The 22143-nt window shown below is 33.5% G+C and carries 24 protein-coding genes; 6 read left to right on the forward strand and 18 right to left on the reverse strand.

All coding sequences use genetic code 11. The features are described from left to right. Positions 1-1540, forward strand: a 1540-nt coding sequence (locus GKZ88_RS20930) for a T9SS type B sorting domain-containing protein (protein ID WP_155104259.1), incomplete at its 5' end; no start/stop codon positions are given. An 80-nt stretch (positions 1541-1620) separates the two neighbouring features. Here the strand turns inward: GKZ88_RS20930 and GKZ88_RS20935 are convergent. The 4 genes from GKZ88_RS20935 to GKZ88_RS20950 all read right to left on the reverse strand — a co-directional run bounded on the left by GKZ88_RS20935 (position 1621) and on the right by GKZ88_RS20950 (position 5321). Then, positions 1621-2985, reverse strand: a complete 1365-nt coding sequence (locus GKZ88_RS20935; protein ID WP_155104260.1) for an alpha/beta fold hydrolase — start codon at positions 2983-2985, stop codon at positions 1621-1623. Between the two features lie 32 nt (positions 2986-3017). Beyond that, the gene (locus GKZ88_RS20940; protein WP_155104261.1) at positions 3018-3686 is read right to left on the reverse strand and encodes an SdpI family protein; all 669 of its coding nucleotides are present in this window, start codon (positions 3684-3686) and stop codon (positions 3018-3020) included. 3 nt (positions 3687-3689) lie between these two features. Beyond that, the gene (locus GKZ88_RS20945; protein ID WP_155104262.1) at positions 3690-3944 is read right to left on the reverse strand and encodes an autorepressor SdpR family transcription factor; all 255 of its coding nucleotides are present in this window, start codon (positions 3942-3944) and stop codon (positions 3690-3692) included. Positions 3945-4043: 99 nt separating this feature from the next. After that, on the reverse strand, positions 4044-5321 hold the full coding sequence (locus GKZ88_RS20950) for an MFS transporter (RefSeq protein ID WP_155104263.1): 1278 nt from the start codon (positions 5319-5321) through the stop codon (positions 4044-4046). Between the two features lie 273 nt (positions 5322-5594). Here GKZ88_RS20950 and bshC point away from each other — a divergent pair, with 273 nt between their 5' ends. The 3 genes from bshC to GKZ88_RS20965 all read left to right on the forward strand — a co-directional run bounded on the left by bshC (position 5595) and on the right by GKZ88_RS20965 (position 9264). Next, entirely contained in the window at positions 5595-7184 is a 1590-nt protein-coding gene (gene bshC, locus GKZ88_RS20955; protein ID WP_155104264.1) for a bacillithiol biosynthesis cysteine-adding enzyme BshC, read from the forward strand. A gap of 171 nt (positions 7185-7355) precedes the next feature. Further along, complete coding sequence (locus tag GKZ88_RS20960; protein ID WP_155104265.1) at positions 7356-8627, forward strand: DUF5009 domain-containing protein; 1272 nt, start codon at positions 7356-7358, stop codon at positions 8625-8627. Between the two features lie 217 nt (positions 8628-8844). Beyond that, positions 8845-9264, forward strand: coding sequence for a nucleoside-diphosphate kinase (locus GKZ88_RS20965; protein ID WP_026984871.1), 420 nt, complete (start codon positions 8845-8847; stop codon positions 9262-9264). 161 nt (positions 9265-9425) lie between these two features. Here the strand turns inward: GKZ88_RS20965 and GKZ88_RS20970 are convergent, their stop codons facing one another. Continuing rightward, positions 9426-9722 carry a DUF721 domain-containing protein gene (locus tag GKZ88_RS20970; protein ID WP_155104266.1) on the reverse strand — a complete coding sequence of 99 codons (297 nt, stop codon included), beginning with the start codon at positions 9720-9722 and terminating at the stop codon, positions 9426-9428. Then, complete coding sequence (locus GKZ88_RS20975; RefSeq protein WP_155104267.1) at positions 9703-10143, reverse strand: hypothetical protein; 441 nt, start codon at positions 10141-10143, stop codon at positions 9703-9705. Before GKZ88_RS20975 ends, GKZ88_RS20970 begins: the two co-directional genes overlap by 20 nt. A gap of 263 nt (positions 10144-10406) precedes the next feature. Here GKZ88_RS20975 and GKZ88_RS20980 point away from each other — a divergent pair, with 263 nt between their 5' ends. After that, positions 10407-11471: a serine hydrolase gene (locus GKZ88_RS20980; protein ID WP_155104268.1), complete on the forward strand. Its 1065-nt coding sequence runs from the start codon at positions 10407-10409 to the stop codon at positions 11469-11471. 19 nt (positions 11472-11490) lie between these two features. Here GKZ88_RS20980 and GKZ88_RS20985 read toward each other — a convergent pair whose 3' ends face one another. From GKZ88_RS20985 to GKZ88_RS21040, 12 genes are all read right to left on the reverse strand, one after another. Beyond that, a complete protein-coding gene (locus GKZ88_RS20985; protein WP_155104269.1) occupies positions 11491-12099 on the reverse strand; it encodes a Zn-dependent protease in 609 nt (202 codons plus the stop codon). Positions 12100-12301: 202 nt separating this feature from the next. Next, positions 12302-13255 (reverse strand): signal recognition particle-docking protein FtsY, encoded by a 954-nt coding sequence (gene ftsY, locus GKZ88_RS20990; protein WP_155104270.1) that lies wholly within the window; start codon positions 13253-13255, stop codon positions 12302-12304. A gap of 188 nt (positions 13256-13443) precedes the next feature. After that, on the reverse strand, positions 13444-13596 hold the full coding sequence (locus tag GKZ88_RS20995) for a DUF4295 domain-containing protein (RefSeq protein WP_008468081.1): 153 nt from the start codon (positions 13594-13596) through the stop codon (positions 13444-13446). A 74-nt stretch (positions 13597-13670) separates the two neighbouring features. Beyond that, positions 13671-13853: a 50S ribosomal protein L33 gene (rpmG, locus tag GKZ88_RS21000; protein WP_008253902.1), complete on the reverse strand. Its 183-nt coding sequence runs from the start codon at positions 13851-13853 to the stop codon at positions 13671-13673. A 27-nt stretch (positions 13854-13880) separates the two neighbouring features. Then, a complete protein-coding gene (rpmB, locus tag GKZ88_RS21005) occupies positions 13881-14117 on the reverse strand; it encodes a 50S ribosomal protein L28 (RefSeq protein WP_008468080.1) in 237 nt (78 codons plus the stop codon). A 71-nt stretch (positions 14118-14188) separates the two neighbouring features. After that, positions 14189-15442: a CinA family nicotinamide mononucleotide deamidase-related protein gene (locus tag GKZ88_RS21010; protein WP_155104271.1), complete on the reverse strand. Its 1254-nt coding sequence runs from the start codon at positions 15440-15442 to the stop codon at positions 14189-14191. Positions 15443-15657: 215 nt separating this feature from the next. Then, positions 15658-16002, reverse strand: a complete 345-nt coding sequence (locus GKZ88_RS21015; RefSeq protein WP_155104272.1) for an Hpt domain-containing protein — start codon at positions 16000-16002, stop codon at positions 15658-15660. Then, on the reverse strand, positions 16002-16613 hold the full coding sequence (locus tag GKZ88_RS21020; RefSeq protein ID WP_133524700.1) for a fumarylacetoacetate hydrolase family protein: 612 nt from the start codon (positions 16611-16613) through the stop codon (positions 16002-16004). Before GKZ88_RS21020 ends, GKZ88_RS21015 begins: the two co-directional genes overlap by 1 nt. A 92-nt stretch (positions 16614-16705) precedes the next feature. After that, positions 16706-17476 (reverse strand): 3'-5' exonuclease, encoded by a 771-nt coding sequence (locus GKZ88_RS21025; protein ID WP_155104273.1) that lies wholly within the window; start codon positions 17474-17476, stop codon positions 16706-16708. A gap of 214 nt (positions 17477-17690) precedes the next feature. Next, positions 17691-19034, reverse strand: a complete 1344-nt coding sequence (locus tag GKZ88_RS21030; protein ID WP_155104274.1) for a dihydrolipoamide acetyltransferase family protein — start codon at positions 19032-19034, stop codon at positions 17691-17693. Positions 19035-19118: 84 nt separating this feature from the next. Continuing rightward, complete coding sequence (locus tag GKZ88_RS21035) at positions 19119-20282, reverse strand: glycosyltransferase family 2 protein (RefSeq protein WP_155104275.1); 1164 nt, start codon at positions 20280-20282, stop codon at positions 19119-19121. 31 nt (positions 20283-20313) lie between these two features. Continuing rightward, positions 20314-21498: a hypothetical protein gene (locus GKZ88_RS21040; RefSeq protein WP_230392571.1), complete on the reverse strand. Its 1185-nt coding sequence runs from the start codon at positions 21496-21498 to the stop codon at positions 20314-20316. Positions 21499-21739: 241 nt separating this feature from the next. On the opposite strand from GKZ88_RS21040, the gene GKZ88_RS21045 reads away from it, so the two are divergent. After that, on the forward strand, positions 21740-22141 hold the full coding sequence (locus GKZ88_RS21045; protein ID WP_155104276.1) for a hypothetical protein: 402 nt from the start codon (positions 21740-21742) through the stop codon (positions 22139-22141). The last annotated feature ends 2 nt before the right edge of the window (positions 22142-22143 follow it).

Genomic DNA, 22143 nt, shown 5'->3' on the forward strand with positions numbered 1-22143 from the left:
AACTACAAGTCCATTATCTTACAGTTTACCAGGAACGTACACCATTGTTTGGAATTATAATGATGGTAACGGAAATTCAGCAACACAAAATCAAACTGTAATTATTTCAAGTCAGCCATTGCCAACCGCAAACGCTGTACAGACTTTTTGTGTTGAACAAAACGCAAAATTGAATGACATTCAAATTACTGGACAAAATATAAAATGGTACGGTGACTTAACAGCAGGAACACTTGTACCAACGACAACTGTGCTTCAGGACAAAACAACCTATTATGCTTCACAAACTATAAACGGATGCGAAAGTGAAAGAGTTCCGGTGAAAATCAATATTCAAGTTACTTCCCCTCCAACAGGAAATGCAAATCAGTCGTTTTGCACTGGTCAAAATTCTACAATTGCGAATATTCAGGTAACAGGAACTTCAATAAAATGGTATGATTCACTTACCAACGGTTCTTTATTAGCCGAAACAACAAATCTGGTAAACGGAAGAATGTATTACGCATCTCAAACCGTAAATAATTGCGAGGGGCCAAGATTTGGTATAACTGTTTCAATTGTAAATACGCCGTCTGCCCCAACAGCAAATGCAAATCAGGTATTCTGTAAAAATGAAAATGCAACACTAAGCAATATTCAAATATCAGGACAGAATATAAAATGGTACGGTACCAATTTGTCTGCATCGGCTTTACCAAATACTACGGTTTTAGAAGATAATAAAACGTACTACGCTTCACAGACTATTGGATGCGAAGGTGACAAGACAGCCGTTTCAATTCGGGTTTATGACACTGCTATTCCAACTGGAAATAAAAGCCAGGAATTTTGTGTTGATGAAAATGCAGTAATTGCTAATCTTTCTGTTTCGGGAACAAATATTAAATGGTATGATTCGGCCAATGCTGGAACTATTTTACCTCAAACCGCTCTATTAAAAAACAGCGTTTATTATGCGACGCAAACGCTAAACAATTGTGAGAGCCAAAGATTTGCAGTTTCTGTAAAAATTCAAGACACACAAAATCCAATTGTTGATTCACCTCAGATTTTCTGTATGCAGCAGAAAGCAAAACTTAGCGACATTGAGGTTTCTGGAGAGAATCTGAAATGGTTCGAAAGTATAACTTCTAATATAAGTTTATCAGAATCAACTTTGCTTGAAAATGGAGTGACTTATTACGTTTCAGAAACAATAAATAATTGCGAAAGCGACCGAATTCCAGTAAAAATTTCAGTGTTAGAAGCAACGGCTGGAAATTGCATTAATCTTGTTGAAGAACTTCCTTTTCCAAAATTCTTTACTCCAAATGGTGATGGCTATAATGACGATTGGACAATTAATTTTGCCTATTTGGCTCCAAATACAGGAATTAGAATATTTAACCGATATGGGAAATTCATTAAAGAACTGAATAAAAATACTTCGTGGGATGGAAATTATCTTGGACAAGAACAGCCAGCTTCAGATTACTGGTTTATTGTTACAAGATTAAATGGAACAGAATTTAAAGGTCATTTTAGTTTGAAAAGATAAATTAAATGACAAAGTTCGCATTGATTTAAATTTTTCTCTTTAAATCAATGCGAACTTCAATTCCTAAACCGAAAATTTATTTATTTTGTCTGCAGCACCATCCAGCTGGATATTTCTTCTAAAGCCAAAGGCGAAAAAGTCTGTTCAATTTTTTCATATTCTTCAGGAGAACCTGTTTTACATTCTTGGAACGCATGATTTAAATCAGCAAGTTCTTTCGTTGTTACATTTTTATTTCCTGCTTTTAGCAACGTTTTTTTAATAGCTTCTAAATCGACAGTTGCAGGAACTTGCAAATCTTTACTGCCGTTAAGTGCTAAGACTGGGCATTTTACTTTTGCTAAATTTACCGCCGGATCCATTCTTAAAAAATAATACATCCAGTTATTTGTAATTTGTGCGGTTAATGATTTTGCATAATCCTCATTCAATTTTGATGCAAAGAAATCCTTTACATTTTTTTTCAAATTTTCATCATTTGTCTCAGATGCAATGATAATATCATAAGCACCTCTAAAAATTTCCTGCGATTTTTGAATGTCACTTTCTGAAACTCCATTTACTCTTTCAATCGCTTCTTTTTGCAGAAGCACTAATTTATCACCACGAAGTCCAGGTCCTGCCAGCAAAACAATAAAATCGATTGCTTTTGAATTTCCAGCAACAATTGGCGCAATTACCCCGCCTTCGCTATGACCAATTAATCCAATTTTATTTTTATTAATTTCTTTTCTGGTTTGTAAATAATCAACTCCGGCCTGAACATCTCTCGCAAAATCAGCAGTTGTGGCTTTTGAAATATCTCCTGTAGATTGAGCAACACCGCGATCATCAAAACGCAATACTGCAAAACCATTTTTGGTCAAAAAATCGGCTAAAATCAGAAATGGTTTGTGTCCTAGAGTTTCTCCGTCTCTATTTTGTCCTCCACTTCCACTAATCAAAATTACAGCTGGAAAATTGCCTTCTTTTTTAGGAAGCGATAAAGTTCCAGCCAAAACAACTTTATCTGTTTTATTTTCGAATTTCACATCTTCAGTATAATACGGATACGGTTTTTGAGGTTCCTGAGGTCTCGCAAAAACTTGTTTCTGAATAATTTCTTTCGATAAATTAAGTTCTAAAGATTGTCCTCCCTGCGTAAATTTTCCAATAATAATATTGTCTTTATTCAAAGTTCCTTCATACGAAATCTGAGCTTTCGGCATTTCTAATTTTAAGACAGAATTTTCGAAAGATGCTTTTTCCATCGGAATTCCTATAGCTTTCTGATCGGGACTATCCATTGTCGCACTATATCCATTTTCTGTTTTATTAACATGAAATACGACTCTTAATTGAGTGCCCGGCACTTTCAAAAGTCCATTCCATTGTCCTGTAATTTCCTGCCCGTTCATTATAAATGAAAATAAAGCGGTAATTATAATAAGTATTGTTTTTATCATTTGTATTGAAATAAATAAAGTGCTATTAATAATTAAGAATTATGATTTTCTTGTTTTTTCTCCAATTGTTTAAATTTGATAAAAGAGTACGCGACCGGCACAAAGGCTAAAGTAAATCCGATCCCAACAAAGGCCTTTGCGAAAATAAAACCCGAAAAAATGATACCGCCAAGAACGATAATCAAACCGCCAAAAAACCAAAGCTTCCCAGCAAATGTATGCGTAGCTTTCCAAACTTCCTGGCTTTCAAGCGTCCATGGAGTTCGGATTCCGATAAAATAATTGGGCTGAATCACTTTAAAATAATTCCCCATAACCATTAATAAAATCCCTACCAGAATATACATTAAATTTGGATTTGAAGCCGACTGGTTTTTTGAAACATATAGAAGAAATACGGCCAGTGCGGACATAAACGAAACCATAAAAAACTTCAAGTTATAAAACTTTTTTCCCATTAAAGAAATCCTTTTTTTAGGATCTAATTTTGCTGCAGCAAACATTACAGCATACATTAGTACAGGAAGAATAAAAACGATTACAACCAAAAAAGACTTGCTTCCCCAACTATCAATTTCGCCATTCATATTCCAGTGAACTGGTACTTTTTCTGGAAGACTGTTCCAAATAAATGCCAAATACGCAAAGGGGATCAGAACAATTCCAATAATTGGAAGTTCTTTTTTTAATTCTAAATTCATTTTTTATTTTTTAAAGGTTAGTATCCATTGCAAAACATCTTCCATAATGGTGGTATTTATAGAATAAAAGATGTATTGTCCGTTTTTTTCGGATGTAATTAAGTCGGCGCGTTTTAAAATGTCTAAATGATGCGAAATACTAGGTTTTGAAATATTGAAAGCATCAGCAATTTCTCCTGCTGATAAATCCTTTTCTTTCAAAAGCTCTAAAATTTCTCTTCGCGTTGCATCATTTAATGCTTTAAAAACGTCATTCATCATTTACATATTTAGACAAATATCTAAATACTTTTTTAATTAGCAAAAAAAAAGCAGTAATTTTTTACATTACTGCTTTTTGATATCTATAAATAATCTTTAAAATTTATGTTCTTCTTTACTAATTACTAAAAATGAAAATAAAGAAATACAAGCAGCTCCAGTCAAATACAAACCAACGTAACTGACACTATAGGTGGAGGCTAAATAAATTGCTATCATAGGTGCAAAAGCCGCGCCCAAAATTCCGGCCAAATTAAAAGTCAAAGATGCGCCCGAATAACGAACATTTGTTGGAAACAATTCCGACAAAAACGTTCCTAACGGCCCATAAGTGAATCCCATTAAAGCCATACCGATACAAGCAAAAGTGGCAACTAAAGCAATATTTCCAGTACTTAAAAAATAAGAAAAGAAAAATCCAAAAATAGCGATCGCAATTGTAGCTATAATAAGCATTTTACGGCGACCTATTTTATCTGCAACTACAGCCGAAACTGGAATAAAAAGTGCAAAAAACAATACCGAAAATAATTGTATCAATAATCCGTCTCGTTTTACGATTCCTAAATCAGACGTTGCCCAGCTCAAAGTAAATACAGTCATTAAATAAAAAACTAAAAACGTTGTAATCGCAGCAAATGTTCCAAAAATCAATTGGTTTTTATATGACTTTACAATTGTTAAAAATGGAACTTTAACTTCTTCCTTCTCTTTTTTAGAATTTTCAAAAGATGGTGTTTCGTTAATTTTTGTTCGAATGTAAAAGCCAACTATTACCAAAAGTGAACTGGCAATAAACGGAATTCTCCATCCATAATCCATAAAATCTTCATTGCTCATTGAGTCGGTCAGGAATAAAAAAGTACCGCCTGAAAGCAGTAATCCTATTGGAGCACCTAATTGCGGGAACATTCCGTACCATGCACGTTTATTTGGAGGTGCGTTTTCAATCGCCAATAAAACAGCTCCGCCCCACTCTCCTCCTAAACCAACACCTTGTCCAAATCGGCACAGCATTAACAATAAAGGAGCCGCAATACCAATACTGGCATGACTTGGCAAAAATCCAATCGCAACTGTAGAAATTCCCATAGTTAACAAAGCAGCGACTAAAGTAAATTTACGTCCAATTTTATCTCCATAATGCCCAAAAAAAGCGGAGCCTAAAGGACGCGATAAAAAAGCGATTGAAAAAGTAGCTAAAGATTGCAGCGTCGCCATAGTCGAATCGGCGCTTGGAAAAAATAATTGAGGAAAGACCAATACTGCAGCATTGGCATAAATATAAAAATCAAAAAATTCAATTGTGGTGCCTATTAAGCTTCCAAAAAGAACATGTTTTAAAGAGTTCTTCTGATCGGGGTTAGTTTTCATGTAAAATAGATATAACTTTTTTTTGATTACAAAAATATAGTTTCATTATTAATAATTCATATTTTACAGAAATAGTTTCAGAACACCAATTACTTTTTAACAAATTCAATGAGTTTTACATTTTATAAAAAGACATTTTGATTAAAACTAAAAACTTGGTTTTATGAACTTTAATAAACGTTAACAAAAAATCAAATCATAAGCAATCGTTAAAAACGTTTTTAACTGTATATTTTCATTAAATTTACAGCTATCAAAAATAAATCTAAAATTATGCCTACCGACTGTATCAGCTATCAAACTTCAGGATATTTCTCTGCCTTGATACAAGATTATTTAGATCAAAAACCAGCGCTGCAATCTTTATATAATAATTTTCCAACATTGGAGAATTTCGAAAAACAAATCCAGGAAAAACAATCGAATTTTGACAACAGCAACCGAATTCCCTTGGTTGAAACGTTAAAAAAGCAATATCAAAATATTGATATTTCGGATTTGACCAGACAAAATATCGAACTTTTAGCATCAGAAAACACTTTTACTATAACAACCGGCCATCAATTAAATTTATTTAGCGGACCTTTGTATTTTTTGTATAAAATTATTTCGACAATTAATTTGACCAAAGAATTAAAGTCAAAATATCCGTCAAATAATTTTGTTCCGATTTATTGGATGGCAACTGAAGATCATGATTTTGAAGAAATCAACTATTTCAATTTCAAAGGAAAAAAATTCAGATGGAACAAAGAAAGTACAGGCCCAGTTGGCCGACTTTCAACTGAAGGTTTAGCCGAATTTTTCGAAATTTATTCCTTAGAATTAGGTTCGAATACTAATGCAAATACATTAAAAAAGCTTTTTGAAGATGCGTATTTAAAACACGATAATCTAGCCGATGCAACTCGTTTTTTAGCCAACAGTTTATTTGCGAATTATGGCTTGGTAATTTTAGATGCGGACGATGCTAATTTAAAACAAGCTTTTATTCCGTTTATTAAGGAAGAATTAGAAAAACAGACCTCTTTTAACGCGGTTCAAAAAACAATTGAATCACTAAAAGAATATACAGTTCAGGTAAATCCGCGTGAAATTAATTTGTTTTACATTGAAGATCATTTACGCGAAAGGATCATTTTTGAAAACGATAAATACTTCGTTAACAATACCAAAATATCATTTTCCAAAGACGAAATTTTTCAGGTTCTAGAAAAAAATCCAGAGAAATTCAGTCCAAATGTAATTATGCGTCCGTTGTATCAGGAAATTATTCTTCCTAATTTATGCTACATTGGCGGAGGCGGAGAAATTGCTTATTGGTTGGAATTAAAATCATTTTTTGATGCTGTAAATATTACTTTCCCAATGCTTTTAGTGCGTAATTCGGTTCTTCTTTCAACAGAAAAACAAGCTAAAAAAGCGGATAATTTAGGATTGACTTGGAAAGATTTATTTACAAAACAAGAAAATTTAGTAAATGCTATAACGTATAAAATCTCTGATTTTCCAATTGATTTAACGCCTCAAAAAGAGATATTGAAAACACAATTTGAATATCTTTTTAATCTGGCCAATCAAACTGACAAATCTTTTTCTGGTGCCGTAAAAGCTCAGGAAACAAAACAGACAAAAGGTTTAGAGAATTTAGAAAAGCGATTATTAAAAGCACAAAAAAGAAAATTAAGTGATCAATTACAGCGCATAACCGATTTACAATGTGAGCTGTTCCCAAACAACAGTTTACAGGAACGTCAAAGTAATTTTTCTGAATTTTATCTGGAAAAAGGCGAACAGTTAATACCGCTTTTAATACAGAAACTGAAACCGTTAGAAATGAATTTTAATATTATAACAATTTAAAAAAAAACAGCCACGAATTCACGAATTTTAATTTGATAAATTCGTGAATTCGTGGCAAAAAAACATAATAATTCTCGAGAACCAAATAACCACCTATCTTCTCAGAATTATTATTCTTCAAACCAAATAGCGATTTTTAAAAATATTAACTAACCAATTTACCCTAAACCAATGGTAAAAGAACGCTTAATTTCGCTAGATGTCTTTCGTGGACTAACTATTTTATTAATGACAATTGTAAACAATCCCGGAGACTGGGGCCATGTTTATCCGCCATTATTGCACGCCGAATGGAACGGCTGCACACCAACCGATTTAGTTTTTCCATTTTTTGTATTTATTATGGGAGTTGCAATTCCGCTTGCAATGCCAGATAAATTTTATGACGACACCACCTTCAATAAAATTTTGATTCGTTCTTTAAGAATGTTCTGCCTCGGAATCTTCTTTAATTTTTTCGGTAAAATTCAGTTATTTGGCCTTGAAGGAATACCGCTTTTAATTGGGCGTTTAGCTATAACAATTGGAGTTGGTTATGCATTAATGAGAAGTTTCAGTTCAAAAATCAAAAACATTTTAGCCTTTTCAATTCTGTTTATTTATTTGTTTCTGGCTTACAGCGGTATCGAAGCGTATCAAGATGTAAGGCTTCCAGGCGTTTTACAACGAATCGCAATTGTCTATTTTGTGGTTTCCCTTTTATACTTAAAAACATCTCAAAAAACGCAAATCATTACCGGAGCTGTTTTATTACTAGGATATTGGGCAGTAATGACGCTGATTCCTGTTCCCGGAATCGGAGAAGCCAATCTCGAAAAAGGAACAAATCTTGCTGCATGGCTTGACGGTGTTTTACTAAAAGGACACATGTACCACGGTACAGTAACTTGGGATCCAGAAGGAATTCTAAGTACAATCCCGTCAATTGTAAACGGAATTATAGGATTACTGATTGGCAAAGTCTTACAGCTTGACATAACCAAAATTCAAAAAGCCCAAAAAATGGGGATTGCAGGAACTGCACTAATTTTTTTCGGCTTAATCTGGGACGTTGTTTTCCCTATAAACAAATCCATCTGGACAAGCAGTTATGTTTTATATACAACTGGATTAGCAACAATATTCTTTACTATTTTATACTATATAATCGATATTGCAGATTATAAAAAAGGCTTCAAACCATTTTTAATCTGGGGCGTAAACCCTATGATTGTTTTCTTCACATCACAGATTATTCCGCAGGCTCTGATAATGATTGAATTTCAAAATCCGCATAAACCTGAAGAAAAAATCAATCTTTTAAGCTATCTGTATAACTTTGGTATTGCACCATTTTTCAGCAATCCTATGAGCGCTTCGTTGGCAGGCGCACTGATTTACGTATGCATCTGGACTTTTATTTTGTGGATTTTCTACAGAAATAAATTAATATTCAAAGTTTAAAAATTTCTACCATATATGTAGAGACGCACAGCAGTGCGTCTTTTTTTCATTATAAATCAACTGTGCGTTAGATGCACTGCTGTGCATCTCTACAAATACGGTTTAAAAAAACATTTCTTAGTTAAAACATCATTCTGCTATCTTTTAATTATGAATTTATTAAAATCAATTCATAAAAAAAGTCTACTTTTGCACAAAATTTAAAAAGCACAATAAAATGGCAACAAATAGAACTTTTACAATGATTAAACCAGATGCTGTTGCAAACGGACACATCGGGAATATCTTAGCAATGATTACTAATGGAGGTTTCAAAATCGTTTCATTAAAATTAACTCAATTAACTGTAGCTGATGCTCAAGCATTTTATGCTGTTCACGCTGCAAGACCTTTCTACGGAGAATTAGTTGAATTCATGTCACGCGGACCAATTGTTGCTGCAATTTTAGAAAAAGACAACGCAGTAGAAGATTTCAGAACTTTAATTGGAGCTACAAACCCAGCTGAAGCTGCTGAAGGAACTATTCGTAAAGCATACGCAACTTCTATCGGAGAAAATGCAGTTCACGGTTCTGACAGCGACGAAAACGCTGCTATCGAAGGTGCATTCCACTTTGCTGGAAGAGAGCAATTCTAATTTAGACTTCTTAGAAAGTTAGAATTTTAGACTGATTTAGATTTCTTAGAATCACATAAAAACAAAACCCACTTCAATGAAGTGGGTTTTGTTTTTTAATCAATTTATTTTTTTATTAAATAATCTAAGTCAGTCTAAAATTCTAAGAAGTCTAAGCAAGTCTAACGTAAAACTACATCCTTCACCACATCACGCCCTAACTCTTCATTAATCATCTTAATGATTTTAGATTTTCCGTGGCTTAATTCTTCTCTTAAAACAGCCGAACCTAATTCAACATAAAGCGTGCTTCCTTTCAAAACAACATTTCTTGTGTATGTTTTTACTCCATTCCCCATTAAGTTTCCCCACGCCTCTTTTACGTCAATCTGATCCATTCCGGGCTGTAGTTTATTAACCTGAATAATCTGCTTCAAAACAGCCCCAATTGTACTTTCGTTATTTAGTCTTTTTGCCATCGTTCAAAATATTAATAGGTGCTGCTTTTTTATAATGATATTCTTTATTTTGGTCATTTTTTACCACAAATTCCTTATCCGAAATCGAAATCAATTCCTCGCTCCACTTTGCATAATTCGTTTTATAATCTAAAAACGTCCCCTTATCTGTAAATCGAACGGATAAATTTTCAAACGTATTAGTCGTCAAAAAAGTTCCATCAAGCTGTGCCATTACTTTTGTCCTCGTTCCTTTCGTACCCGTAATTTTAAAAAAATCAAAGTTTTCATTCATCCCATAAGCTTTCTCTTCACCTTTATCAAAAACCACTTTTTCAATTTCCCAATAACCATTTAGTTTTGCGATGTCTGCTGGTTTAATTTCTTGTTTACAGCTTATCATCAAAAGTGATAAAACCAAAATCATAAAAGTGTTTTTCATAGTTTGTTTTTTAAATTCAATATTGTCACTCTGAGCGGAGTCGAAGAGTTAGGAGCTGTTTCCTGCTGTACGCTGTATCTTTTGCGCCGAACCCCGGCACAAAAGGATGCCGCTTCCATCAGGGCTAGGGCTCCCGTTTTCAAAAGAAAATTTAGTGAATTACAAAGGTAACTTTATATCATATAAAAGAAATAAAAATTTACAAAACCCATTAAACTATTTTCCATATTTTTGGTCAAACCCCAAACCAAAACCAAAAAAACATGACTAAAACTTTTTGTATCATCCTGACAATCTTATTGTTTACAGCCTGCAGCAAAGAAACCGCTGAACCTGACACCGCCCCAGCCGAAAGTATGTATTTTCCGCCTTTAACTGGAACAAATTGGGAAACAAAATCAATAGCTGATCTAAAATGGAATCAAAATGCCGTCCAACCGCTTTTGGATTACTTGCAGCTTAAAAATTCGAAATCATTTATTATTCTAGTGAATGGCCGAATAGTTTTAGAAAACTATTTCAACAAACACACAGCATCCACAAATTGGTATTGGGCCAGCGCCGGAAAGACATTGACTTCAACCGTTACCGGAATTGCACAACAAGAAAATTTATTAAATATAAATGATAAAGTTTCAAAATATCTGGGTACAGGATGGACTAACGAAACACTTGCAAAAGAAAATTTAATTACCTGCAAACATTTATTAACTATGACATCTGGTCTTGATGACAGTACAGATGATGTAGATCCAGCCAGTTTAATCTATAAAGCCGATGCAGGAACACGCTGGGCGTATCACAATGTATATGTAAAACTTCAAGATGTGGTAAAAAAAGCAAGCGGACAAAGCTGGGAAACCTATTTCAACAGCAAATTAAGAGACAAAATCGGAATGGATGGCACTTGGGTTCAAATTGACGTAAACAGTGTTTACACAAGCACATCAAGAAGCATGGCACGTTTCGGACTTTTAATACTTAATAAAGGAAAATGGGAAAACAATACCATCTTAAACGAAGCTTATTTTAACGAAGCAACCACAACTTCTCAAAATATCAATTTAGGTTATGGCTATTTATGGTGGATAAACGGAAAAACTTCTTATCACCTTCCGCAGTCACAGCTCACTTTTCAAGGAAGCGTAATTCCAACAGCTCCAAACGATATGTTTATGGCTTTAGGAAAAAACGATCAAAAAATCTATGTGATTCCAAGTAAAAAAATGGTTGTAATTAGAATGGGAGACGCTGCCGACAATGAAAATCTTGCTCTGTCTGACTTCGATAAAACTTTGTGGGAAAAGATTAATGCTTTGTATCAGTAAAACATCAGAAATCTGCAATTTAAATTAGTTGCCATCCTTTACTTTTCAAAAAGCTTTTGCAATCCTTGCAGAAGCTTTTTTCTTGATCCAGCGGATTTCCTCCTTCTGCATCGCGCATCAAACAGCTTTTTATTTTGCAATGAGGCAAACCTGCCGTATGACCAAGTTCATGAAGCACTAGTTTATAAAATTGTTGATTTTTACTCTTGACAGATAATCTAAAATCAGAAACTACGCAGGCCTTTCCCGGTTTATAACCTAAACCCATTACGCCCCAGTCTTTTATCTCGTTTTTAGTTGTACTTATATCAGAATTTGATAATCCAACAATTATAGAATCTGCTCCGATGTTATTTTTAAGGCTTTTAATAATACTATCAGCACGATATCTATTTCTAGGTTTATAATATGAATTTTCCGGAAATGAAATATTCGACCTTAAAACTACTTTAGGATTTATAGTCTTAATTTCTGTAAAAACTCTTTGGGCCTGTTCTTTTTTAAAACTGCCTAAAGGCTGAATCACAATTACTTTTTGAACTGCTTTTTGACTGTTATCAACACTCCCGTTTTTCCTCTGTGTACATGAAAGCACTATAAAAAGAAAAACAAGAAAACAGTATTTCATATCAAATCCGTTTATAAATTATTGCTTATTACGCAATCTTTTAAGAACTCCCATAAAGAAGAAACCTATACCTAGAACTAATAAAACATAGTAAAAAGAAAGACTGCTCTCTCGCAGCAAATTTGCCAAAACAAAGCAAACAACGCTTGCAAAATAAAAAGCAACTGCTGATATATTTTTTAAAGAATCAAACATTATAATATTATTTAAAGAAACTGTCAACGAATTCATATTTATTAAAGACTTGTAAGTCTTCAATTCCTTCACCAACACCAATATATTTTACCGGAATTTTAAACTGATCAGAAATACCAATTACAACACCGCCTTTTGCTGTTCCGTCCAATTTAGTAACGGCTAACGAAGTAACTTCTGTCGCTGCTGTAAACTGTTTTGCCTGTTCAAAAGCATTTTGACCAGTTGAACCGTCCAGAACTAAAAGAACATCATGAGGTGCATCAGCTACAACTTTCTGCATCACGCGTTTTACTTTTGTCAGCTCATTCATTAAGTTGATTTTATTATGCAAACGTCCAGCAGTATCAATAATTACAACATCTGCATTTTGAGCCACAGCAGATTGTAAAGTATCAAAAGCTACCGAAGCCGGATCACTTCCCATATTTTGTCTCACGATTGGCACATCTACTCGATCTGCCCAAACTTGCAGCTGATCAATTGCAGCAGCACGGAAAGTATCAGCAGCACCTAAAACAACTTTATGTCCCGCTTTTTTAAATTGATATGCTAACTTCCCGATCGTTGTTGTTTTTCCAACACCATTTACTCCAACAACCATTAAAACGTAAGGTTTTTTATCTTTCGGAACTTCAAATTCTGTTGCTTCACCAGTATTGGTTTCAGACAATAAAGCTCCAATTTCGTCTCTAAGAATCTGATTCAATTCGTCAGTTCCTAAATATTTATCTTCCGAAACACGTTTTTCGATTCTCTCGATAATTTTCAAAGTTGTATTTACACCAACATCAGAAGCTACAAGAACTTCTTCCAGATTATCTAAAACATCATCATCAACTTTAGATTTTCCGGCAACGGCTTTACTTAACTTTGAGAAAAAAGTAGTTTTTGTTTTTTCAAGACCTTTGTCTAAAGTCTCTTTTTTTTCGGTAGAGAATAATTTTTTAAAAAAACTCATTTTTTTTGTAGATTATTTGATTATTAGATTTCTTGATTTTCAGATCAAAAACCTAAATCTTTAAAGAAAGTGCAATTGTTTTTTAAAAAAGAGCCAATTGTTGCGATTCTTTAAATTTATACACAAATATAGGTAATAAAAAAGCTACTTCCGAATGAAAGTAGCTTTTCTATATAATGTAATTGTAATTATTTCTTTTTCAAGAATTCATCAACTTCTTCAGGAGCCATAATAGATTCTACGAATGTATATGCACCAGTTTTAGGAGATTTTACCATTTTGATGGCTTTTGATAATCTCTTAGAAGATGTTTGTAACGATGCTACGGTTTTCTTTGCCATGATTCAAATGTTATTTGAAGCTTTTATAAAACTCTAATGGCAAAACCATTGAGATTTACAAAAATCTCTAATTATTACTTAATTTCTTTGTGAACAGTTACTCTTTTTAAGATTGGATTAAATTTCTTAATCTCTAATCTGTCTGGAGTATTTTTTTTGTTCTTAGTTGTAATATATCTAGAAGTTCCTGGAACACCAGAAGTCTTGTGCTCAGTACATTCTAAAATTACTTGGATTCTATTACCTTTCTTTGCCATCTTGCTATATATTTATTTAGGAAAAGATTATTTGATAAATCCTTCTGACTGTGCTTTTTTCAAAACAGCAGTGATTCCATTTTTATTAATTGTTTTTATCGTAGATGCTGCTACTCTAAGAGTAATCCATCTATCTTCTTCTGGAAGATAAAAACGCTTTTTAACTAAGTTTACAGAAAACTTTCTCTTAGTTTTGTTCATAGCGTGAGAAACGTTATTTCCTACCATCGCTCTTTTACCTGTAAGGTCACAAACTCTTGACATTATACTTATCTTTTATCGTTATTCAAAATCAGGGTGCAAAGAAAAGAAAAATAAACCATTGTAGCAAAAAATTATTGCACAATTTTTAAAATTTCTTTCTGTAATATTTCCAAACTCTTAATTGTAGCTCTATCTATCACTTTTTCACGTGGTTGGCCAAAGTTAAATTCTTCTACAATTATATCATCTGGTGTTGCCAAAGCTATAAAAACAGCACCAATTTCGGCATCTGAGTCTCCTTTTGACGGTCCGGCGTTACCGGTTGTTGCAATTGCATAGTCTGTTTTTAGCATCTCTTTCACGCTCAAAGCCATAGCCGATGCAACTTGTGCACTTACAACCGAATATTGGTCAATTAAATCCTGCGAAATGCCCAAAACATTGACCTTAGCTTCTGTTGCGTACGAAACCACACTTCCTTTAAAATATTTTGACGAACCTTGCACAGAAGACAAAAGCGAAGCAATTCTTCCTCCGGTACAGCTTTCTGCAGTTGAAATTGTTTTATTTTGCTTAGAAAGCAGTTTGCCGATTACGGTTTCAATGGTTTCATTTTCTTCGTAACCGACTATTATATCATGAATTATCGCATCTAAAGATTGAACATTATCTTCGATTGCTTTTTCTAATTGTTCTTTATCAGTTCCTCTTGCAGATAAACGCAAACGCACTCTTCCCGGATTTGGCAAATAAGCCAATTTGATAAAATCAGGCAAATTATTCTCCCATTCTTCAATACGCTCCGCAACTAAACTTTCCCCTTGACCATATGTCAAAATAGTTTTATGAATGATATATGGACGTTTGTATTCGCGAACTATTTTAGGAATTATCTCTTCTTCAACCAAATATTTCATCTCGTACGGAACTCCCGGAAGCGATACAAATACGGTATTTTCTTTCTTCATCCACATTCCCGGTGCGGTTCCAACTTGATTATGAAGCACTGTACATGTTGATGGCACTAATGCCTGATCTTTGTTCAGCTGCGAAATTGGTCTTTTATAAAAACCTTCAATAAGCTGTGTAACATGCGCCAGAACTTCTGGATTCACAACCAGTTCATCATCAAAATATTCGCAGAAAGTTTTTTTAGTAATGTCGTCTTTTGTTGGACCTAAACCACCGGTTATGATAACAATATCTACTTTATTCTGAAGCTGGGAAAATGTATCTAAAATGTGTTTTTTATCATCACTTATCGAAATCATTTCTGTAACCTCGACCCCAATTCGATCTAATGATTTTGCAATAAAACCAGAATTCGTATCAATAATCTGACCTATTAAAATTTCGTCTCCAATAGTTATAATGGTTGCTTTCATTTAAATGTATTTTTTGTGCTTAAGTAATTGTAAACCATTAGCAGAAAGTAGGTTGTTGTGTTCCGATATGCGTGAGGGGTAGAAACGGCATCCTTTTGTGACAAACGTCAAGTGCTCGTTAAATGATTTTTTCTGGAACAAAAGATATAGTGGATAACCCGACCCTGTTTTTGCCCTAATTTTTTAAAGGGCAAAAACAGGGTCACGCCATAATTTTACAAATCAAAATCTTTTTTGATCTCTTTTATCGCTTCTTTTACTTGTATTCTAATACTTTTAAAAGTTTCGATGATATCTTTTTTCTTGCCTTCTGCTTTAGTCCATGCTTCAACTTGCAGAATTTCCTCAAAAGCCACATTCAAGCCCATCAAGTCTAATGTAGGCTTTATTTTGTGCGCATAGGAATAGGCATATTTATGATCCTTTTTCTTAATTCCTTCTTTGATTTGTTTTAAATCTTCAGGAACTTCAGTAACAAATAATTTAAGAATTTCGTTTACAAATTCTGGATCATTATCTGAAAGCGCATATACTTTCGAAAGGTTGTACTTTAAAGCCATTATTTTACTTGTATTCTGAATAATTTTTTATCTTCTAAAAAGCCTTCTAAAACATCATTTGGTTTTACAGAAGCTACACCTTCAGGCGTTCCTGTAAAAATAATATCGCCAATTTTTAGTGTAAAAAACTGAGAAACATAGGATACAAGCTCATCAATTTTCCACAACATCAAACCCGTATTTCCTTTTTGAACCGTTTTAGAATTGTTTGTTAACTCAAAAGTAAGATTTTCCATAGAAACGAAATCACTTTTTGGTAAAAAATCTCCAATGACTGCCGAGCCGTCAAATGCCTTTGCTTTTTCCCAAGGCAATCCTTTTGCTTTTAATTTATCCTGCAAATCTCTGGCAGTAAAATCGATACCTACACTAATTTCGTCATAATACTTATGTGCAAACTTAGGTTCAATATACTTTCCTACTTTATTAATTTTAACAATTATCTCTATTTCGTGATGAATTTCCTCAGAAAATTCTGGAATTACAAAAGGATGCTGTTTCAACAAAACTGCCGAATCAGGTTTCATAAAAACTACAGGTTCTGCCGGGCGCTCATTTTTTAATTCCGCAATATGATTGGTATAATTTCTACCGATACAAATAATCTTCATTCTTTTTAAAGGTACTGAGATTCTAAGGTTCTAAGGTTCTAAGAATTCAAGCTTAAAAACTTAGAACCTTAGAACCTTAGTATCTTAGAACCTTATTTAGTATTTAATTTTCTTAATTTAATTCCAGTTAAAACTTTCTTGGTATATAAAGGGAAATCAGCGTTTTGAATCCAGCTGAAATATCCAGGCTCTGTTTCTAAAATTTTCTCCACTTTTGCTCCTTTATGTTTTCCGAAAGTAAATATTTCTTCGTCATCTTTATCAAAAGCGATCATTCCGGCAAAATCAGCGATTTTTTTTCGGGTTGTAAATTCTGAAAGTACTTTCATATCGTTCTCCAATTCAGGATAACGATCTAACTGCGCTTTTAAAATTTCGTAAGTCGCCATAGTATCTGCTTCTGCTGAGTGTGCATTTTCTAGACTTTTTCCGCAATAGAATTTTAGTGCTGCACTTAAAGTACGTTCTTCCATTTTATGAAAAATGGTCTGAACATCTACAGAAACTTTGTTTTTCATATCAAAATCAACTCCGGCGCGAAGCAATTCTTCGGCCAAAAGCGGAATATCAAAACGATCTGAGTTAAAACCTCCCAAATCACTATCTTTTATCATATTATAAACCAGCGGCGCTAATTCAGCAAAAGTTGGTTCGTTGGCCACTTTTTCATCGGTTATTCCGTGAACAGCTGTTGTTTGAGGAGGAATTGGAATAGTTGGATTTACTAGCCAAGTTTTACTTTCTTTATTTCCGTTTGGAAAAACTTTAAAAATTGAAATTTCTACGATACGATCTTTACCGATGTCAATTCCAGTTGTTTCAAGATCAAAAAAGCAAATTGGTTTGTTTAATTTTAATTCCATTTTAATTTTTATAAGATTACAAATATAATTTTAAAAGCCGAATTTTCCGCCCCTATTTTTATTTTTTTGCCCACAAAAAGGCTATTTCATAAATTTTAACTTTCAAAAACAGCGATAATCAATCCGAGGTAAAATACATGTTTCGACTTTTCCTGTTAATAAAAAACCCGGAAAACATTTTATTTTCCGGGTTCTAAATTTATTTATGAATCGACTAGAAATCTCTGTCTACATCAAAAGCTTCTAGATATTCTGCTACTCTTTTTACAAAACTTCCACCTAATGCACCATCAACAACTCTATGATCATAAGAGTGTGACAAGAACATTTTTTGACGGATTCCAATAAAATCGCCTTCAGGAGTTTCAATAACAGCCGGCACTTTACGAATTGCACCAAGTGCTAAGATTCCAACCTGTGGCTGATTGATAATTGGAGTTCCAAAAACGCTTCCAAAAGTTCCCACATTTGTAACCGTATACGTTCCGCCTTGAGTATCGTCTGGTTTCAATTTTCCAGCTTTAGCACGGTTTCCTAAATCGTTAACCGCTTTTGCCATACCAACAAGATTTAACTGATCTGCATTTTTAATTACAGGAACAATTAAATTTCCGTTTGGCAATGCTGCCGCCATTCCTAAGTTTATATTTTTCTTTTTGATGATATATTCGCCATCAACAGAAATGTTCATTCCTGGAAAATCTTTTAATGCTTTTGCAACTGCTTCCATCATAATTGGCGTAAAAGTCAGCTTCTCGCCTTCTCTTTTTTCAAAAGCCGTTTTCACTTTATCTCTCCATTTTACAATGTTCGTTACATCAACTTCAATAAACGACTGAACGTGTGCCGAAGTCTGTACAGATGCTACCATGTAACCTGAAATCAGTTTACGCATTCTGTCCATTTCAATAATTTCGTCGCCTCCATTTACTGAAACTGGAACTGCCTGCTGGCTTTTTTGAGCTGCTGGTTCTGGTGTCTGAACTGTTTTTGCAGTTTCAACCGTTGCTTTCGGAGCTTCTTCAACCACTTTTGGAGCTTGAACAACTCCCGCTTTGCGGTCTTCAACATATTTTAAAATATCTTCTTTTGTAACACGTCCATCTTTTCCTGAACCTTGAATACTGTCAAGTTCAGCGATAGAAACGCCTTCTTCTTTTGCTATATTTTTAACTAATGGCGAAAAGAATTTATCAGATGTAGTAAAATCCTGTGGAGCACTTACCGTTTCTTTTACCGCTTCAATTGTTTTTTCAATTTCTGCTGCTGCAACCGGAACTGCTGTTTCTTCCACTTTTGTTTCTGCTGGAGCATCACCTTCAGTTTCAATAATTGCAATAGTTTGTCCTACCTGAACTAAATCATCTTTGCCAAATAATTGTTCAATTAAAACTCCTGATACCTCGCTTGGCACTTCACTGTCAACTTTATCAGTCGCAATTTCCAGCACAGCTTCATCAGCTTCAATTCTGTCTCCAACTTCTTTCAACCAGTTTGTAATAGTTGCTTCAGCGACACTTTCTCCCATTTTAGGAAGTTTTAATTCAAATCTTGCCATATTGTTAACCTCAAGGGTGATTTTGATTTTCAGATTGCGAAATTACCGAATTTTTTAAATATAAATTACATTTAATATAATTTTTTACTCAATTTTTACAATTTGCCCCCTGTCATTTCGCGAATTGCTTCCAATAATAAAATTTGTGTTTTTGGGGAAAATCTTAAAAGTAACGTTCTTATCTTTAAGAGTTTCTATGATTTTGATACATTTTTTGAATGAAACGTACTGATTATCTAAAATAATCTCAACCTTTTTACCCTTAAAAACGTGGCACGAATTTACCATTTTTTCTTTTTTGAAATCTAAAAACTCCACTTTATTTTTTAGAATTGCAGCTAATTTTTCAGACAAAATACTATTTGAAGAATAAAAAATATACTTTTCCAGTACAAGTTTTCGCTTTGATTTTCCCTGAAACATTTTAACAAAGGCGAAAAACCAAATACCAATTTGAATAAAAGCGCTAAAAAAGAATGATTTCTGAAAATGTTTTTGATAAAAAAAGTTCATTGCTTCCTGAAAACGCTTCATGTATTTTTCGTCTTTAACGGTGCTTTCTCCTTTATAATGCAAAACTGCAGTTTCATGAAAATAATAATTAATCTTTTGTTTTTGCAATGAACGATACGACAAATCGACATCATCAGCATACATAAAGCAATTTTCATCAAATCCTTTTAAATCTGTATAAAGTTTGCGCTCCATTAACATAAATGCACCCACTAAAATTTCAACTTTTCCGGTTTGATTTTGGTCCAAATGCTGTGCGTAATACTGGTTGAAAATTTCCCATTTCGGAAAGATTTTATACAAACCTAAAACTTTTGTAAAGGCTACCCAAGGCGTTGGAATGCCGCGTTTGCTTTCTGGCAGAAAATTTCCAGTTCCGTCAATTAATTTACAGCCAATTATTCCCAGTTCTTTTTTTTCTTCGGCGAAAGCCAAAATCTTAGTAAAAGTATCTTCGGCGACAACTGTATCGGGATTCAAAATACAGATATATTTTCCTTTTGCTTCTGCAACACCTATATTATTTCCTTTCGGAAACCCAAAATTTTCTTTGTTTTGGATAAGTTTGACAGAAGGAAATCGCTCTTTCATCATCAAACAGGAATCATCTTCTGAATTATTATCAACAACAATAATTTCAGCATCAAGCATAGTGATTGCTTCCTGAACACTTAAAACGCATTGTTCCAGAAAGTATCTTACATTATAATTAAGAATTATTACCGATAATTGCATGAAAATTGTGGGCTGGTGATTTTTGGGGAAGTTAGAAATTTTCTGTTAAACCCAATCGCAAAGACCAATCGTTTTTGCTTATTCCGTAATCCAGTGCCAAATTACTGTTGTTTTTTTTGTTCCATTTAATTCGGATTCCAGTCCCAACAGCTGGATGCCATTTGTCAAATTGATACGTATCCAATTTTGAAACCGATGAAACATTGGCAAAAAAGACAGCACCAAAAAAACCGTTTCTGGTAATGTCAGTTCTATATTCTGTTTCAAAATAAATCAATGCGTTGCTTCGGTATCTGTTTTTTGTAAAACCTCGTCCAGTTTTTCCGTCACGGTCCCAGCCAATACTTGGCAAATCAAGATAATGAGGTTTTCCTCCAAAAGTAGACCAATAAAATGCCCTAGAAGCCCAGACACGATGTTTCGTTTTACTGAAGGAATGGTATTTTCGTGCATCAAAATACAATGACTGCCATTTGTCTCCGTTTACACCGCTTGTATTTATTCTTAAATCAGCTTCAATATACATCCCTTGTTCTGGATTCACGATGTTTTTTCTGGAATCATACAAGCCTTGAAAAGCAAATCCGAACGAGGTTTCATCTGAAAAATCTCCGTTCATGTATTTAACATAATCCGTCTCTTCATCAATATTGGACTCTTCAGAAATATTAGTATAATTGTCATACAGAAAACCCATTCCCAACCGATAATTCCCAACTACTTTACGTGTAATAAATTGATAAAAACGCCACTGCTTATAGTCTAAAGTTGACATTTCTTCTTTCGAATTATTATCACCTAACCCATAAGTGAGCTGTGGATAAATCATATAACGGTAATCACCAATAAAATTCCACTTATTGTCTTTTGTATAAATGTAGGATTGAATAGGAAAAACATATTGATTGCTAAAACTAAAATAGGGAGAAAATGAAACCTGAGACATATTTGTAGTCTCATGATCTTCACCCAAATAAAATGTAGTCAGGAAAGAAACAACCAGTCCATTTGAATTGTTTGCTCCAACAGGTACAGGTAATAATGAAAAAGCCAGCTTTCTATCTTTGCGCTCTGCTATTGAATCATTTTTTTTAAATATTTTATAAATAACATCTAAAATATCTTGACTTTCCACGGCAGTACTATCATTTTGTGAATAACAAAATGGCGAAATAAAAATTACAAACATTATAAATTTTATTTTTAAACTACTCATTAAAAATACTTTAAGAATGCATTCTTACAAATTTAGAACTTTATTAAGACAATAGCCTTATTTTAAAAAGATTTACTGAGAGAAAATTAAATACTTTAGAAAAAGTATCTTTGAGAGAATGAATACTTATTTCAAAACAAATAATTAATTATGATTCGTCCGTTTTTTAACTTTGTGAATTACAAACCTGTTTCTGGAGCTTTATTAGAAATTAAATCTGTTATAATTCAAAATTAAAAACATGAAAATAAGACTTTACCTTTTGCTTTTAATAACTTCATTATTTTTCAATTTCGGCTACAGCCAAAAAAAATCTACGGATGGAAAGATCAATATTAATGGTGTTTGGACAGATATTAATTCTGGCGTTGCAAATGCAGTAGCCATTATTTCTGAACAAAATGGAACAGTTATCTTTTCTCATTATTTAGAATGGAAAGGACAAAAATTTGTAGAAAGCGGTACTGGAAAACGAGTAGGAAATACAATTACATACACCGTAAATGTGACTTTACCTATTGATGGCTGGGCAACCGCTGGAACTCATACTTTAATTTTATCTGAAGATGGCAATACTCTCGAAGGAACTTTTGTTGATAATAAAGATCGAATCGGGCCTATTGCTTTTAAGAGAGTCAGGTGATT

The organism is Flavobacterium sp. LC2016-01, from assembly GCF_009711135.1.
Classification (GTDB): domain Bacteria; phylum Bacteroidota; class Bacteroidia; order Flavobacteriales; family Flavobacteriaceae; genus Flavobacterium.